A 15,401-nucleotide genomic window follows, 5' to 3' on the forward strand; every position below is an offset into this window, starting at 1 on the left:
CCAAAATGAACAGCAACCATGCCACAGTCTCACCCCACTCCTTCGGCCGCCATCCACGGCGGCAGTCATCAGCCGCCACACACGGTGTTGCCCGCTGGCAGCTGCGACTGCCACACACATGTGTTCGGACCGACTGACCGCTACCCGCTGGCAACAGACCGTCAATACACGCCCGGCCAAGCGCGACTTGAAGACATGCTGCGCCTGCACGACCAGCTGGGCATAGAACGTGTGGTCATCGTGCATCCTAGTCCTTACGGCAGCGACAACAGTTGCACCGTAGACGCTCTGCTGGCGCTCGGTGAACGCGGCCGCGGTGTGGCGGTGATCGACGAGAAGACCAGCGATGCGCAGCTGCAAGCCATGCATGACGCTGGCGTGCGCGGTGTCCGCATCAACCTGGAAACCGATGGCATCCATGACCCGGCCTTGGCCACACGCCAGTTGCGGTGGGCGCACGAACGCGTCAAAGATCTCGGCTGGCATTTGCAAATTTATACCAATCTGGCGGTTTTTGCGTCCCTTGAGCCAGCGCTGGACCAGCTCTCGTTGCCCGTGGTTCTGGATCATTTTTGCCGTGCGCAAGCCGCTCTCGGGCCAGCCCAAGCGCACTTTGGCAGCTTGCTGCAACGGGTACGAGAAGGCCAAGTTTGGGTCAAGCTGTCCGCGCCGCATCGTATTTCGAGCGTACCCGACTGCGCCGACGCGGCCGCCATGGTGCAAGCCTTGATCGCGGCTAATCCTGATCGCCTGCTGTGGGGCAGCGATTGGCCGCACCCAGGCGCCGCACCGGGAAAACCACGGCAGCGCGAAGTAGTTGAAAATTTTAATCCGATCGACGATGGCAGGGCCCTTGACCGCTTAGTCGAATGGATTAACGACCCGGTCACATTGAAGAAAATACTCGCTGACAACCCGGCCAAGCTGTACGACTTCAAAACAACGTAAATCAAACAGGAGACAAATCCATGAGCATCAACATCCCCGGCAACCGCCGACAGTTCAACCGAACGCTCGGAGCCTTGCTGGCTGCAGGCACGGCATTGCCTCTGAAGCAGGCTTTGGCACAAGAGTCGGCCAAGCCCATTCGCATCATCGTTCCGTTTGCACCGGGTGGCAGCAACGACATCGTTGGCAGAACCATGGCGCAGCAGCTTTCGATGCGTCTGAAGCGCTCGGTCGTCGTTGAAAACGTGCCCGGTGCTGGCGGGGCCATTGGATCGGCCATGGTCGCCAGGGCCGAGCCCGACGGCAACACCTTGCTGCTGATCTCCTCGACCTTCACGATGAACGCTTCCGTCATGAAGCTCAGCTACGACCCGGTGAAGTCCTTCACGCCCGTGGCCATGCTCGGCATGGGCCCGAGCGTGATTGTGGTTGCCGCCAGCCTGCCCGTTAACTCGATCAAGGAATTGATCGATTACTCAAAGAAAAATCCAGGCAAGGTCTACTTCGGCTCGGCGGGTGTCGCCAGCTTTCAGCACTTCGCCATTGAGTTGTTCAAGCTGCGCACAGGTGCCGACCTGACCGTCGTTCAGTACAAAGGCGGCGGACCGGCTTTGATCGATCTGGCCGCCGGTCACGTTCAGGTCTCCTTGGGCAGCCTGATCCAGATGCAGTCTTACCTACGCTCCGGAAAAATCAAACTACTGAGCGTTGCCGGCTCCCGCCGTGTCGACCTCATTCCTGATGTACCCACCCTGAAGGAAACCGGCGTCGACGTGGAAGTCAGCAACTGGTGGGGCCTGCTGGCGCCTGCTGGCACACCCATCAGTTTGGTCGACAGATTGCACCGCGAAGCCAATGCCGCGCTGGCGGAGCCGGACATGAAAAAACGCTTTGCTGGCGAAGGGGCAGATCCGATGCCGATGTCACGCCCAGAGTTTGAAAAACTCATGGCCGAAGAAACCGCTAAGTGGGCCAAAGTCGCCCGCGAAACCGGCATCAAAATCGAATAAGGGAGCGCTACCGTGAACATGACCATACGCACGATCAATGAGATTTTCGGTGCTGAGATTTCAGGGCTTGACCTGACGCAGCCTGCCGGTGATGCCACCCGAGCCGAGCTCAACGCGCTATTTGCAAAGCATGCGGTACTGGTCTTTCGGGACCAACCCCTGACACCGCCGCAGTTCATGCAGGCTGCCGAAATTTTCGGTAGCCTGATGGATCAGCAAATCAAGCAGTTCGTGCTGCCAGACTATCCCCTGGTTGGCTGTAACTCCACTAAAGACCTGCCGCGCAAAAATGGTAAGTTGCAAGTGCGCGGCGAAAATTATCATACAGACCACTCAAACGACATCGCGCCGCCGAAGGCCACGAGCCTGATGGCGGTGCAAATTCCGTCTTACGGCGGCGACACGCAGTTTGTCGATGTGCGGCGCGCCTATGACGATTTGTCCGATGCCCAGAAAACCACTTTGAAGAACCTGCGTTCCAAGCATGTGCACGAAAGCAGTCGCAGTCCGCGCAGCTTTTCCAAGTTGAGCCCTGAAGACATGGCAAAAATTCCGCACACCGAGCAACCGCTGGTCATCAAACACCCCATCAGCGGCAGGCCGGCACTGTACCTGAACACTGGGCGCATGGAGGGCATCGAGGGCATGAGCGCTGACGATGGCTTTGCGTTGATTGACGAGCTCTACCAACACGCCACCCAACCTCAATATGAGTACCGCCATCAATGGCGTGTCGGTGACATGGTGATTTGGGACAACCGCAGCGTGATGCACCAGGCCAATGCTGACTACGACCCCGAAGAGTACCGCTATTTGTACCGGATCATGCTGCACGGCGACAAGCTACAGCCCTTTCTTTGAATTAAAACGATTGAGTTCATTTACAGGCAGGGCTGTCTTATCTAAAAGGGCTTGCCCTATATGAGCGTGACATCGAGCTTACGCACAAGAAAGATTTTCATCAGTTCAGCAAGGTTTATGACAAGCAAGCCACAACATTACGCGATGTTTATGCTCAACTTGTTTCCCTCAATGATCAAGTAGCCTACTTGGCACTCCACTACCAGTTGGTGGATAGACGTCCGCAATTGCTTGAACGCTACCGGACGCCGGAGACGGGTGACGCGCGAGCTTGGGAGCGATTTCTGAGTGCCTCACTGGCAGAGAAATCCGACAACATCAAGGCAGATGCATTGTCCAAAGAAGCCTCACAAGTGCTGACGGATTTTCGGCGAAAGAGAATCTATCTGTCTTCAGGAACTGCGGGCGAGGTTGAGCGGTTAATGAATCTATTTCTCTATGTCGGGTCTGAATTTAGAAATATCAGTTACCGCAACCCTGACAATCTTCGACAAGTTGTTGAGCCTGAGGTCATTGAGGTGCGGAAACGGGCGCTCGAGGCAAGCCAAAATCTTTTTCCTGTATTGGAAAGTCAGTTTCGCCGACATTTGGGAGGTCCAGATGGTAAAAACAAATAGCTCCTCAGTGGCTATACAAGCCGCCGCAACAACCCTGGTACCGAAGAAGCCAGCAACGCCACCCCCGTCGCCGTCAGCAAACCCAGCACCACCTTGCGAAAGGTCGCTTCGCTGATGCCGATGTATAGGCGCGCACCGAGCAGTGAGGGTATTAGCATGGCCGGCGCGACGATGGCGAAGTAGGGCAGGGTGGCGGTGGTGATGACGCCTGTCGCAATGTAGCTGGCGAAGGTGACGGCCAGCAGCGCGAGGTTGAAGTTCTGGATAATGGCGCGCTGGCTGTCTTTCTCCATGCCGCGCAAGGTGCACCAGAGCGTCGGCAGCACGCCGGTGAACCCGCCAAATGCGCCCATGAAACCGCCGCCCGCGCCGACCAGGCTATCGGCGATGCGTCCCCCGCGAGTGATGCGCGGTAACTGTGCGCTGAACATCATGGCGGGGCAGGCGATCATCAGCAGGCTGCCCAGCAATGCCTTGAACATCAACACGTCAAGCTGCGGCAACAGCAACAAACCCAGCGGCAGGCCCAGCAAGCCGCCGAGCACGAAGGGCGCTATTTTTTTGATGTCAAAGCCGCGCCTCACGGTGACGGCCGCAATGATTTGCCCGGTCAGCGAGCCGAACACCGCCATCGCCGCAGCCAGGCGCGGGTCCATGGTCCAGGCCCAGAAGGACATGGACACCATGCCAAAGGCAAAGCCGGACAGGCCCTGTACAAAACCGGCGGTCGCGGCACCCGCGATGATGATCAGCGTTTGTGCATCCATGCGCAGAGGCTACGCTGTCAAGTGGCGTAGTCGCTGACCGGCACGCAACTGCAGAACAAGTTGCGGTCGCCGTAGACGTTGTCGACACGGCCCACCGGCGGCCAGTACTTGACCTGTTTGAGCGTGGCCAGCGGGAAGGCGCCGGTTTCGCGCGAATACGGTCGGTCCCAGTCCGCGCCCAGCAAACTGGCCGCCGTGTGTGGTGCGTGTTTGAGCGGGTTGTTGTCTTGCGGCCAAGTGCCTTTTTCTACCAGTCTGATTTCTTCGCGGATGGCAATCATTGCGTGGATAAAGCGCTCCAGCTCGGCCAGGGTTTCGCTTTCGGTGGGCTCGACCATCAGCGTGCCGGGCACAGGAAAGCTCAGTGTGGGCGCATGAAAGCCATAGTCCATCAGGCGTTTGGCCACATCCTCGGCGGTGACCCCACTGGTCTCTTTCAGCGGACGGAGATCCAGGATGCACTCATGCGCGACGTGGCCGTTGGCACTTGCGTACAGCGTTGGATAGTGGTCTTTCAGCCGCGCGCTGATGTAGTTGGCGCTGAGGATGGCGACCTCGGTGGCTTGCTGCAGGCCTTCGGGGCCCATCATGCGGCAGTACATCCAGCTGATCGGCAGTACCGCCGCATTGCCGAGCGGCGCAGCAGAGATAGCGCCCACACCATTGACCGGCAAACCCGCCGTCGCGTGGCCGGGCAAAAACGGCACGAGATCCGCCACCACACACACCGGGCCCACGCCGGGCCCGCCACCGCCGTGCGGAATGCAGAAGGTCTTGTGCAAATTCAGGTGGCTCACATCGCCGCCGAACTCGCCGGGCGCGGCGACGCCGACCAGCGCGTTCATGTTGGCGCCGTCCACATACACACGCCCGCCATGGCTGTGTACCAGCGCGCAGAGCTCTTTGACCTGTGTCTCGAACACGCCGTGGGTGCTCGGGTAGGTGATCATCACGCAGGCCAGCCTGTCGCTGTGTTGCTCGCACTTGGCCTTCAAATCGGCCATGTCCACGTTGCCCTGCGCATCGCAGGCCGTCACCACAACCGTCAAGCCGGCCATTTGTGCGCTGGCCGGGTTGGTGCCGTGCGCCGACGACGGGATCAGGCAGATGTTGCGGTGGCCTTGGCCATTGGCTTCCATCCACGCCTTGATGACCAGCAGGCCAGCATATTCGCCCTGCGAGCCGGCATTCGGCTGGAGGCTGATGCCGGCGTAGCCCGTGGCTTGGCACAGCCAGTCGCGCAACTGCTTGTCGAGCTCGGCGTAGCCCTGCAACTGCTCATGCGGCGCAAATGGGTGAATGTTGGCGAACTCGGGCCAGGTGATGGGAATCATCTCGCTGGTGGCATTTAGCTTCATGGTGCAACTGCCGAGCGGGATCATGCTGCGGTCCAGCGCCAGGTCCTTGTCGCTGAGCATGCGGATGTAACGCAGCATGCCGGTCTCACTGTGGTGGGTGTTGAACACCGGATGCGTCATGAAGTCGCTGCTGCGGCGCAAGTCCGCAGGGATCAGCGATTCAATGCCTTTTTCGAAAGCGCTGACCACCGGCATGGTCTGGCCGGGCTGGGCGAAGAAAGACCAGAGCAGCTCGATGTCCTTGCGGCTGGTGGTTTCGTCGAGCGACACGCCCAGGTGATTCTTCAAGCGAAATCGCAGGTTAGCTCCCGCCAGTCTTGCGCGATCAGCTATCAAATTAGTAGCGTCTCCGGTCTTCACGGTGACCGAATCAAAGGCGCCGGTGTTGGTGATCTGGTAACCCAGCGTCTTCAGGCCTTGCACAAAAATGGCGGTGTAGGCCGCCACCCGCTCCGCAATGCGCTTAAGGCCTTGCGGGCCATGGTAAACCGCGTACATGCTGGCAATCACGGCCGGCAGCACCTGCGCAGTACAGATATTGGAGGTGGCTTTCTCGCGGCGTATGTGTTGCTCGCGCGTCTGCAGCGCCAGGCGATAGGTCGGTTGGCCGTGGGTGTCCACACTCACGCCGACGAGTCGTCCCGGCAGCGAACGCTTGAACTCGTCGCGGCAAGCCAGGTAGGCGGCGTGCGGGCCGCCGTTGCCCATGGGCATGCCAAAACGCTGGGTGTTGCCGAGCACGATGTCGGCATCCCACTCACCCGGCGGCGTGAGCAGGGTCAGCGCCAGCAGGTCGGCGGCCACGCACAGCGCAGCGCCGTCCACATGCGCCTGGCCGGCCAGTGGGCGCAGGTCGTGGATGCTGCCGGTGGTGGCCGGGTACTGCGCCAGCACGCCGAAGTAGTCGCCCTCGGCCATCAGCATGGGCAAGGTGGTCGCGGCGGTACTGAGTTTGACAGTGATGCCCAGCGGTTTTGCGCGGGTCTGGATCACCTCGATGGTTTGCGGGTGGCAGTCGCCGGCGACGAGGAAGACATGGCTCTTGCTTTTCACGCTTCGTTTGGCCAGGGTCATGGCTTCGGCAGCAGCCGTGGCTTCGTCGAGCATGGACGCGTTGGCAACCGGCATGCCGGTCAGATCGCAGACCATGGTCTGGAAGTTGATCAGCGCCTCCATGCGGCCCTGCGAAATTTCGGCTTGGTAAGGCGTGTAAGCGGTGTACCAGGCGGGGTTCTCGAGGATGTTGCGCAGGATCACGCCGGGCGTCAACGTGCCGTAATAGCCCTGGCCAATGAAACTCTTGAGGACCTGGTTCTTGGCCGCCATGGCCTTGAGCTGCTTGAGGGCAGCCGCTTCCGTCACTGGCGTCGGAATCGCCATCGCGCTGCTGCGCGCAATGGAGCGCGGAACAATGCCATCAATCAGCGCGCGGCGCGAGGCCGAGCCGACAACGCTGAGCATGTGGGCTTCGTCGGCTTCATCAATACCGATGTGACGGGCGATGAATTCGGCAGGGTTTTCAAGCTCGCCGAGAGGCTTGGCGGATGGCATCAACATGAGGGTTCCGGGGAAAAAGGATGGGTGACGTGCTTGTGATTGATGTGTCATCCCGGACTTGATCCGGGATCCATGGATTGCGGGTCGAGCCCGCAATGACAAGGAAAGGCAGTGCTTATGCGTCCTTGGCAAACTGGGCATAGGCTGATTCGTCCAGCAGGGCATCGAGCTGGGACTTGTCCGACAGCTTGACCTTGAAGAACCAGCCAGCCCCCAGCGGGTCGCTGTTGGCCAGCGATGGGTTGTCACGCAGCGCTTCGTTGACTTCGGTGACTTCGCCGCTGATCGGCATGAAGACATCGGCGGCGGCTTTGACCGATTCGACCACGCCAGCGACGTCTTTTTGCGCAAACGTGCTGCCGACGGCTGGCAGATCGACAAACACCACATCACCGAGTGCGTCTTGCGCGTGGGTGGTGATGCCGACGGTGGCGGTGTCGCCGTCGAGCTGGATCCATTCGTGGTCTTCGGTGTACTTGAGCATGGTCTTCTCCGTTGAATAAAGTTGAAAGTGAAATTTCAGCCGCGGAAATAGCGGACGGGAACAAAAGGCATGGCGGCCACTTCCATGGGCACGGGCTTGCCGCGCACCATGGCATTGAGGCGTGTGCCGATGGCGGCAAAGGCGGGCTCCACATAGGCCATCGCGACCGGCTTGTCCACCGTCGGACCGAGCAGACCGCTGGTGACCTCGCCAATGCGCCGGCCTTCGGCATTTTGCAGTTCGGTGTGTTCACGTACCGGCACACGCTCCAATGCCACAAGGCCGACCCGTTTGCGTGCCAGGGTGGCGGGTGTATCCAGTTGCGCCAGCACCCTGGCCGCGCCGGGGAAACCGCCGGCGCGTTCGCCGCCAGTGCGCCGCACTTTCTGGATCGCCCAGTTCAGGCTGGCTTCGACGGGCGTGGTGCTGATGTCGAGGTCATTGCCGTAGAGACACAGGCCAGCTTCGAGGCGCAGCGAATTGCGCGCGCCCAGACCAATGGGTTTGACTTCAGGCTGGGCGAGCAGGGCGCGGGCGAGGGTGTCGGCCTGCGTGGCTGGCACGGAGATTTCAAAGCCGTCTTCGCCGGTGTAGCCGCTGCGCGTGAGAAAGCAGTCGCAACCGGCGACAGTAAAACGTCCGCCCGTCATGAACACCAGTTGTTCGACACCGGGGGCCAGTCGTGACAGCGCGGTCACGGCCTGCGGACCCTGCAGCGCAAGCAGCGCCATATCGGGCATGGGGATAACTTCGCAGCGGCTGCCGATTTTTTGCTGGATGTGCGCAATGTCGCCCACCTTGCAGGCGCCGTTGACGATCACAAAAATGTCATCGCCCCGGTTGAAGAACATCAGGTCGTCGATGATGCCGCCGTCCTCATTGAGCAGCAGGCCGTAGCGCTGCTTACCGACAGGCAGGCCGATCACATCCACCGGGATCAGCGACTCCAGCGCTGCAGCCGCATCGTCGCCCACCAGGCGCAACTGGCCCATATGGGACACGTCGAAAAGCCCGGCGGCTGTACGGGTGTGTTGGTGTTCGGCCATCAGGCCGGCCGGGTACTGGACCGGCATGGCGTACCCCGCAAACGGCACCATGCGTGCACCGAGTTCAAGGTGCAGCGCGTGCAGGGGTGTTTTCAGCAGAGGGGTATCGGTGGCAGACACAGGCATTCTCCGGGGGCAAATAGACAACATGGCCAAAAGCCATGGGCTGCCCCTGCTGTCCGGTTTACCTGAGAGATTCACCCGGCGATGCGGGCTTGCTCCTTCGGTGAACGACCTTGAAGACCGCCTCTCTCCAGTAGGGAACGCCGCTCGTCAAATGCTTGGCGAAGGGCGGTTGCCAGTCCTTTTGCCTGAGCGTTCAGCCCACCAGAAAGGGTGGGCATGCGCCTTCGGCGGTTTTCGCGAAGAAAACTCTCTCCTGACGGCATTGAGTGTAACGGAAGCGAAAAATCCGCCCGCTATTTGAAGCCCAGTACGCGTGGCAACCAGGTGCTCAATGCCGGCACGAAGGTCAGCAGCAGCAGCACCGCGCCGTGTGCCCACAGAAAGGGCACCAGCTCGCGTACCAGCGGCCCCATCGGGACCCGAGCCACATTCGATGTCACGAACAACAGGCCGCCCACAGGTGGCGTGATCATGCCCAGCGTCAGGTTGTAAATAACGATCATCGCGAAGTGAATCGGATCAATGCCCAGCTTGAACGCCACCGGCGCCAGGATGGGCGCCAGCACCATCACGCCGGGCAGCGGCTCGATGAAGATGCCGAACAGCAGCAGGAAGATGTTCACGAAGATCAGGAACATCCAGGGCGACAGGTTCATGCTGATGATCCAGTCGGCCATCATCTGTGGCAAGCCTTCGATGGTCAGGATCCAGGCGAAGGAGGCCGACATGCCGATGATGATCAGCACCGAGGCCGTCAGCAGCGCCGAGCGCGCCAGGATGTCGGGGAGCGCCTTCCATTCCAGCGTGCGGTAGATGAACTTGCCACACACCAGTGCATAAAACACCGCCACCACCGAGGCTTCGGTCGGTGTGAACCAGCCGGCACGCATGCCGCCCAGAATGATCACCGGCAGCAGCAGCGCGGGAATGGCCTTCCAGGTGGTGCGCCAGACTTCGGGCCAGGGCGGCATGCCGCCGTCACCGCGGTAGTTGCGTTTTTTCGAGACATGAAAATTGACCAGACACATGGCCACGGCAATCAGCAGACCCGGCAGCAGACCCGCGACAAACAGCGCGCCGACCGAAACGCTGTCTTCCTGCAGCGCGTAGATGATCATGATGATCGAAGGCGGGATGATGGGCCCGACAATCGCCGTTGCCGCCGTCAGTGCGGCGGCGTAGGACCGGTCATAGCCGGCCTTGTCCATCATGCGGATCAGCATGGAGCCTGGGCCGGCCGCATCGGCCAGCGCCGAGCCGGAGATGCCGGAGAAGAAGGTCAGCGACACCACATTGGTGTAGCCCAGCCCGCCACGCTTGTGGCCGACAAACTGACCGGCAAACCTCAGCAGCACTTCTGTCAACGAGCCACCGCTCATGAGCTCGGCAGCCAGGATGAAGAAAGGCACGGCCATCAGCGGAAAGCTGTCGATGCCGGTAAAGGTTTCCTTGAGCAGCACAAACAACGGGAAGTTCTCGGCCAGGATCAGCGTGGCCGCGGTGGCCAGCCCCAGCGCAAAGGCCACCGGTACGCCAATGGCCAGGAAAAAACAGGTCGACAGGATCAGGAGCAGACTGGCGCTCATGAGCATGCCCCCACGCTGTTCACTGCATGTAATGCGCTGCCCCCCGAGGGGGCTCTCGCACCTTGGAGCGGTCCGGCGGTGCTCATAGCGACGCACTCGCATTCGCATCAAAATGTGCGTCCGATGCGAACTTGCGCTCCAGCACGTAGCCGCGCACGATCAGTGCCCAGTGGATCACCAGCAGCAGGCCGCCGACCGGCATCGCGGCGTAGATGTAGGCAAACGGGATCTGGGTGGCCGCGGTGAGCTGGAATAGGGTGCGGCCCATGTAGAGCCAGCCGTACCAGATCATGAAGATGAAGAAGGCAAACAGCAAGGTCGCCACCAGCATGCGCAGGGCCACGGCGGCCTTGCGCGGCAGCGCATCCTGTAAATTTTCGACAGCGATGTGGCCGCCGTAACGCAGCACCGGCCCGGCGCCCAGGAAGGTCAGCCAGATCATCATGTGGCGGGAAACTTCCTCGGCCCATTCGATCGACTGGCTGGTGAGGTAGCGCAGGGCCACGTTCGTGAAGATGATGAGGGCCATCGCGGCCAATAGCAGGATCAGGGCCCAGCGATTGGCGCCGAGAAAATAATGTTCAAAGGTTTTCACTGATATTTTTGATTTTGATGTTGAGCACCCGCTGCGGCCGCTTTCCAAAAAAAAAGCCGCCCGGGTTCGAGCCGGGCGGCCATTGTGCGGCGTTTTAGCGGACGTCCTGGATCTTCTTGATGTTGTCGGCGCCGAATTCCTTGGCGTATCCGGCATAGGCTGGTTTCAGCGCTTCGCGGAAGGCGGCGCCATCAACCACCTTGGTGACCTTCATGCCGTCTTTTTCGAGCTGCGCAATACCGTTGCTTTCATCGTCATTGACCTTTTTGCGCTGGGCAATACCGGCTTTTTTGGCGGCTTCGGTAAAGATTTTCTTGTCGGCATCGTTCAGCTTGTTCCAGGTTTTGGGCGAGATCAGCAGCAGCGCGGGCGAATACACATGCCCCGTCAGGGACAGGTGTTTCTGGACCTGCGAGAACTTCGACGCCAGGATCACGGGGATCGGGTTCTCCTGGCCGTCAACCGTGCCTTGCTGCAACGCACCGAACAGCTCGGGGAAGGCCATGGGTGTTGGCAGGATGCCGAAGGTGCGGTAGCCGTCCATGTGCACCTTGTTTTCCATGGTGCGCATCTTCAGGCCGGCGGCGTCGGCTGGCTTGACGATGTCGCGTTTGTTGTTCGTCATGTGGCGGAAGCCGTTTTCCGTCCAGGCCAGGGCGATGATGCCCTTGCTCGGGAACTTGGCCAGGATGTCCTGGCCTATCGGGCCGTCCATGACCTTGCGGGCGTGGTCGTAGTCACGGAACAGGAAAGGGATATCGACGATCTTGACTTCAGGCACGAAGTTGCCGACAGGGCCGGTGGAGGTGTTGGTCAGGTCCTGGGTGCCGAGCTGCACGGCCTCGATCTGCTCGCGTTCACCGCCGAGCTGGGAGCTCGGGAACTGCTGGCATTTGTAGCGGCCTTGTGTACCTTTTTCAACTTCGTCGCAGAACACCGTGGAGCCCACGCCGTAATGCGATTCCTTGGTTGTTGCGTAACCGATCTTCAGGATGGTTTGGGCGGCAGCACCGGCTGTCAGGCCCATTGCCAGCGTCATGCCCAGGGCAACACTCGACAGAGTGGGTTTCAAAAATGTCATGGATGTCTCCTCAATGGATGGGGGTGAGTGTGAAAGTTGTCATACAACTTCTGATTTTCAACGCTGCGGCGGCTTCACCGCATAGGGGTTTTCTCTGAGGTAGGCGCGAATGATGTCGTCAAAACTCTGCTCCGGCAGCAATCCCAGACTAGCGGCGCGCTCGGCGCGGATATGGGCCGGCCAACTGGTCACGATATTGGCGATCAAGGGATCAGGCTGCCAGTCAATCAGCCCGGCCACCTCCTTGCCGGCGACCCGCGCCAGCGCTGCCGCCATCTCGCCGGCGGTGGTCTTGAGGGCTGGCAGGTTGATGGCGGTGCGCGCCCCCCATTGCGTATCGCTGGCCTCGGCGGCGCGAATCAGGCCGTCTATGGTGTGGCCGGGCGAAGACAGCGCCACCGGGGTTTCCGGCGCGACCGGACAGACGGCGCGCACGCCGGCCAACGGTTCGCGGATCATGCCGCTGAGAAAACTCGACGCCGCACCATTGGGTTTGCCGGGGCGCACGCTGACGGTCATCAACCGCACATTGCGGCCGCGCACAAAACCCTTGCGCGAGTAGTCGGCCACCAGTTGCTCGCCGATGAATTTCTGGATGCCATAGCTGTTTTGCGGTGTCGGCAGGGTGGTGTCGGTGATCACCTCGGGCAGCGGCTGCTCCGGCGAGTTGCCGAACACGGCCAGCGAACTGGCGAAAACCAGGGTCGGTGCTGCCTTGAGTTCGCGGCAGGCCTGCAACAGCGCGCGTGTGGCGTCCAGGTTGCTGCGCATGCCAAGGTCGAAGTCGGCCTCGCACTCGCCGCTGACCGCAGCCGCCAGATGGAAAATCAGCGACGTCCCTTCGGCCACCACGGGTGCCGCCGTGTTGTCCGGCTCCAGCAGCGCGTTCAGATCCCCTTCCATGGCGTGCACCCGGCTGTCGGCCGCCAGGTCCGCCGGTGGCGCCGCGCGATCCACCAGCGTGATGCGGGTGATGGTCTGCGCTGGACTGCCGGCCAGCGACAGTGTTTCCTGTTTGAGCAGCTCACGGGCCAGGCGTACGCCCAAAAATCCGGCGCCGCCGGTGATGACGATATTCATGAAGTGTCGGGCTTTCGCTATTCATTGACTGGGGCCAGGGACTGGCCGGAAGGCACCGAGTCTAGCGCGCCATCGATTTATTCAGCGCGCCCTGAGTGTGAGCAGCCGTTCCCTGGCGGCAGCCAGGTGCTCGCGCAGGGTGTACCAGCGCTCGGAAAACTCGGTCGGCAAGTCCAGTTGGGTGACCTGTTTTTCGATGTTGTCGAGCTGGGCCAGCAGGCGGCGCAGTGACATCGGGTCCTCGGTGACGGTTTTGTCGATGTCGGTTTCGAGAAACTTCAGTTCACCGTAAAAATTTTGCATTGCCGCGCTGATGCGCCAGTCGAACAGCCGCGGTATCCAGGCCAGCAGGAAACCGCTGAGCAGCAGCACCGGAAGCACCGCATACAGCAGCAGTTCGGTCCATTGCGCCAGCCGGTAAGGCAGCAGCGATTCCAGCCAAGCCATGTCTTGAGAAAGACATCAGGAAGATACAAACCCTCAACCACGCACGGGGTATACCCCCGGCTCCTGCGTGCCCGGCGCCTTACATGCCGCTGTAGTTGGGCCCGCCGCCGCCTTCAGGGGTGACCCAGACGATGTTCTGCGTCGGGTCCTTGATGTCGCAGGTCTTGCAGTGCACGCAGTTCTGCGCGTTGATCTGCAGACGGTCCGAGTTGTCGGGGTTCTTCACGAACTCGTAAACCCCGGCCGGGCAATAACGCGCTTCCGGTCCGGCGTAGGTGGCCAGGTTGACGTTGACCGGCACGCTGGCATCTTTCAGCGTCAAGTGCGCCGGCTGCTGCTCTTCGTGGTTGGTGTTGGAGACAAACACCGAGCTCAGGCGGTCAAAGGTGATCTTGTTGTCAGGCTTGGGATAAACAATTTGCGGGCACTCGGACGCCGGTTTGAGTTTGGCGTGGTCAGGCACCTTGTTGTGAATGGTCCAGGGCGGTGACTTGAAACCAAGCTTGGGCAGCAGCCACAGCTCGATACCGTTCATGATGGACGACAGGTACAAGCCTTTTTTCATCCACTGCTTGGTGTTGCGCGAGACCTGCAATTCTTCAAACAGCCAGCTCTTCTCGAAGGCTTCAGGGTAGGCGCTCAGTTCGTCATGCTGGCGCCCGCCAGTGACTGCGGCGTAGGCGGCCTCGGCTGCGAGCATGCCGGTTTTCATGGCGGCGTGGCTACCCTTGATGCGCGCGAAGTTGAGAAAACCTGCCTCGCAGCCCACCAACGCGCCGCCGGGAAATACGGTTTTCGGCAGGCTCATCAGGCCGCCGCAGGTAATGGCGCGCGCGCCATAGCTGATGCGTTTTCCGCCTTCCAGGTACTGGCGAATCGCAGGGTGTGTTTTCCAGCGTTGCATTTCCTCAAAGGGACTCAACCACGGGTTGCTGTACTCCAGGCCGGTGATGAAGCCTAGTGTGACTTTGTTGCCTTCGAGGTGGTACAGGAAACCGCCGCCGTAGGTCTGGTTGTCCATGGGCCAGCCCAGCGAATGCACGACATGGCCAGGTTTGGCCTTGGCCGGGTCGATTTCCCACAACTCCTTGATGCCCAAGGCATAAGTCTGCGGGTCTTTGCCGGCGTCAAGTTTGAATTTTTCAATCAATTGGCGGCCGAGGTGGCCGCGAGAGCCTTCGGCAAAGATGGTGTATTTGCCATGCAGCTCCATGCCGAGCTGAAAGTGATCGGACGGCTCGCCATCCCTGCCCACACCGAGATTGCCGGTGGCCACGCCTTTCACAGAGCCGTCGTCGTTGTAAAGCACTTCGGCAGCAGAGAAGCCAGGAAAAATTTCCACGCCCAGGGCTTCTGCCTGCTGACCCAGCCAACGCACCACGTTTCCCAGGCTGATGACGTAGTTGCCTTCGTTGTGAAGGCTTTTGGGAATCAGCAACTGCGGCGTGCTGATCTTGCCGGTTTGGCTCAGGAACAGCATTTCGTCGCCGGTGACGGGCTGGTGCAGGGGCGCTTCGAGTTCTTTCCAGTTGGGAAAGAGTTCTGTGAGCGCGCGCGGATCCATCAGTGCGCCGCTCAGAATGTGCGCGCCGGGCTCCGAGCCTTTTTCGAGCACCACCACCGAGATGTCCGTGCCTTTTTCTGCGGCAAGTTGTTTGAGGCGAATCGCGGTGGCGAGACCACCTGGCCCACCCCCGACCACGACCACGTCGTATTCCATGGCTTCACGGGGGCCGAACTGGGCCAGGATTTCTTGGTTGTTCATGTGGGGCTCGCTGATAATGAATTGCGGAACGTGTCGGCTGTCGGCGCCGTTGCAGCGCCTGATTTTATTCTGC

General features: G+C 60.6%; 14 protein-coding genes and 2 riboswitches. Of the genes, 4 read left to right on the forward strand and 10 right to left on the reverse strand.

Annotated elements, in window-relative coordinates:
• The first annotated feature begins 18 nt into the window (after positions 1–18).
• From IEX16_RS18230 to IEX16_RS18245, 4 genes are all read left to right on the forward strand, one after another.
• A complete protein-coding gene (locus IEX16_RS18230) occupies positions 19–948 on the forward strand; it encodes an amidohydrolase family protein (RefSeq protein WP_188709913.1) in 930 nt (309 codons plus the stop codon).
• Between the two features lie 20 nt (positions 949–968).
• The gene (locus IEX16_RS18235; RefSeq protein ID WP_188709914.1) at positions 969–1,958 is read left to right on the forward strand and encodes a Bug family tripartite tricarboxylate transporter substrate binding protein; all 990 of its coding nucleotides are present in this window, start codon (positions 969–971) and stop codon (positions 1,956–1,958) included.
• 18 nt (positions 1,959–1,976) lie between these two features.
• Complete coding sequence (locus IEX16_RS18240) at positions 1,977–2,819, forward strand: TauD/TfdA dioxygenase family protein (RefSeq protein ID WP_188709950.1); 843 nt, start codon at positions 1,977–1,979, stop codon at positions 2,817–2,819.
• A gap of 188 nt (positions 2,820–3,007) precedes the next feature.
• The gene (locus tag IEX16_RS18245; protein WP_188709915.1) at positions 3,008–3,436 is read left to right on the forward strand and encodes a hypothetical protein; all 429 of its coding nucleotides are present in this window, start codon (positions 3,008–3,010) and stop codon (positions 3,434–3,436) included.
• Between the two features lie 11 nt (positions 3,437–3,447).
• Here IEX16_RS18245 and IEX16_RS18250 read toward each other — a convergent pair whose 3' ends face one another.
• From IEX16_RS18250 to IEX16_RS18295, 10 genes are all read right to left on the reverse strand, one after another.
• A complete protein-coding gene (locus tag IEX16_RS18250; protein WP_188709916.1) occupies positions 3,448–4,203 on the reverse strand; it encodes a sulfite exporter TauE/SafE family protein in 756 nt (251 codons plus the stop codon).
• A 17-nt stretch (positions 4,204–4,220) separates the two neighbouring features.
• Positions 4,221–7,118 (reverse strand): aminomethyl-transferring glycine dehydrogenase, encoded by a 2,898-nt coding sequence (gene gcvP / locus IEX16_RS18255; protein ID WP_188709917.1) that lies wholly within the window; start codon positions 7,116–7,118, stop codon positions 4,221–4,223.
• A 115-nt stretch (positions 7,119–7,233) separates the two neighbouring features.
• The gene (gene gcvH / locus IEX16_RS18260; RefSeq protein WP_188709918.1) at positions 7,234–7,602 is read right to left on the reverse strand and encodes a glycine cleavage system protein GcvH; all 369 of its coding nucleotides are present in this window, start codon (positions 7,600–7,602) and stop codon (positions 7,234–7,236) included.
• A 35-nt stretch (positions 7,603–7,637) separates the two neighbouring features.
• On the reverse strand, positions 7,638–8,768 hold the full coding sequence (gcvT, locus tag IEX16_RS18265; protein WP_373288377.1) for a glycine cleavage system aminomethyltransferase GcvT: 1,131 nt from the start codon (positions 8,766–8,768) through the stop codon (positions 7,638–7,640).
• 45 nt (positions 8,769–8,813) lie between these two features.
• A riboswitch (glycine riboswitch) is annotated at positions 8,814–8,915 on the reverse strand.
• 22 nt (positions 8,916–8,937) lie between these two features.
• A riboswitch (glycine riboswitch) is annotated at positions 8,938–9,040 on the reverse strand.
• Positions 9,041–9,067: 27 nt separating this feature from the next.
• Positions 9,068–10,360 (reverse strand): TRAP transporter large permease, encoded by a 1,293-nt coding sequence (locus IEX16_RS18270; RefSeq protein WP_188709920.1) that lies wholly within the window; start codon positions 10,358–10,360, stop codon positions 9,068–9,070.
• An 82-nt stretch (positions 10,361–10,442) separates the two neighbouring features.
• A complete protein-coding gene (locus tag IEX16_RS18275) occupies positions 10,443–10,955 on the reverse strand; it encodes a TRAP transporter small permease (RefSeq protein ID WP_188709921.1) in 513 nt (170 codons plus the stop codon).
• Positions 10,956–11,049: 94 nt separating this feature from the next.
• Complete coding sequence (locus tag IEX16_RS18280) at positions 11,050–11,994, reverse strand: TRAP transporter substrate-binding protein (RefSeq protein ID WP_373288378.1); 945 nt, start codon at positions 11,992–11,994, stop codon at positions 11,050–11,052.
• 99 nt (positions 11,995–12,093) lie between these two features.
• The gene (gene denD, locus IEX16_RS18285) at positions 12,094–13,116 is read right to left on the reverse strand and encodes a D-erythronate dehydrogenase (protein ID WP_188709923.1); all 1,023 of its coding nucleotides are present in this window, start codon (positions 13,114–13,116) and stop codon (positions 12,094–12,096) included.
• Between the two features lie 81 nt (positions 13,117–13,197).
• Complete coding sequence (locus tag IEX16_RS18290) at positions 13,198–13,563, reverse strand: hypothetical protein (RefSeq protein ID WP_188709924.1); 366 nt, start codon at positions 13,561–13,563, stop codon at positions 13,198–13,200.
• Between the two features lie 79 nt (positions 13,564–13,642).
• A complete protein-coding gene (locus IEX16_RS18295) occupies positions 13,643–15,328 on the reverse strand; it encodes an electron transfer flavoprotein-ubiquinone oxidoreductase (RefSeq protein WP_188709925.1) in 1,686 nt (561 codons plus the stop codon).
• Positions 15,329–15,401 lie beyond the last annotated feature (73 nt).

The sequence above is a fragment of the Polaromonas eurypsychrophila genome (genome assembly GCF_014641715.1).
Classification (GTDB): domain Bacteria; phylum Pseudomonadota; class Gammaproteobacteria; order Burkholderiales; family Burkholderiaceae_C; genus Polaromonas; species Polaromonas eurypsychrophila.

Bases quoted from the DNA above. Each gene is read 5' to 3' on its own strand.
- gcvH (WP_188709918.1), bottom strand. From the start codon at position 7,602: ATGCTCAAGTACACCGAAGACCACGAATGGATCCAGCTCGACGGCGAC.
- IEX16_RS18250 (WP_188709916.1), bottom strand. From the start codon at position 4,203: ATGGATGCACAAACGCTGATCATCATCGCGGGTGCCGCGACCGCCGGT.
- IEX16_RS18235 (WP_188709914.1), top strand. From the start codon at position 969: ATGAGCATCAACATCCCCGGCAACCGCCGACAGTTCAACCGAACGCTC.
- denD (WP_188709923.1), bottom strand. From the start codon at position 13,116: ATGAATATCGTCATCACCGGCGGCGCCGGATTTTTGGGCGTACGCCTG.
- IEX16_RS18295 (WP_188709925.1), bottom strand. From the start codon at position 15,328: ATGAACAACCAAGAAATCCTGGCCCAGTTCGGCCCCCGTGAAGCCATG.
- IEX16_RS18280 (WP_373288378.1), bottom strand. From the start codon at position 11,994: ATGACGCTGGCAATGGGCCTGACAGCCGGTGCTGCCGCCCAAACCATC.
- gcvP (WP_188709917.1), bottom strand. From the start codon at position 7,118: ATGTTGATGCCATCCGCCAAGCCTCTCGGCGAGCTTGAAAACCCTGCC.
- IEX16_RS18270 (WP_188709920.1), bottom strand. From the start codon at position 10,360: ATGAGCGCCAGTCTGCTCCTGATCCTGTCGACCTGTTTTTTCCTGGCC.
- IEX16_RS18230 (WP_188709913.1), top strand. From the start codon at position 19: ATGCCACAGTCTCACCCCACTCCTTCGGCCGCCATCCACGGCGGCAGT.
- IEX16_RS18290 (WP_188709924.1), bottom strand. From the start codon at position 13,563: ATGGCTTGGCTGGAATCGCTGCTGCCTTACCGGCTGGCGCAATGGACC.
- IEX16_RS18240 (WP_188709950.1), top strand. From the start codon at position 1,977: ATGACCATACGCACGATCAATGAGATTTTCGGTGCTGAGATTTCAGGG.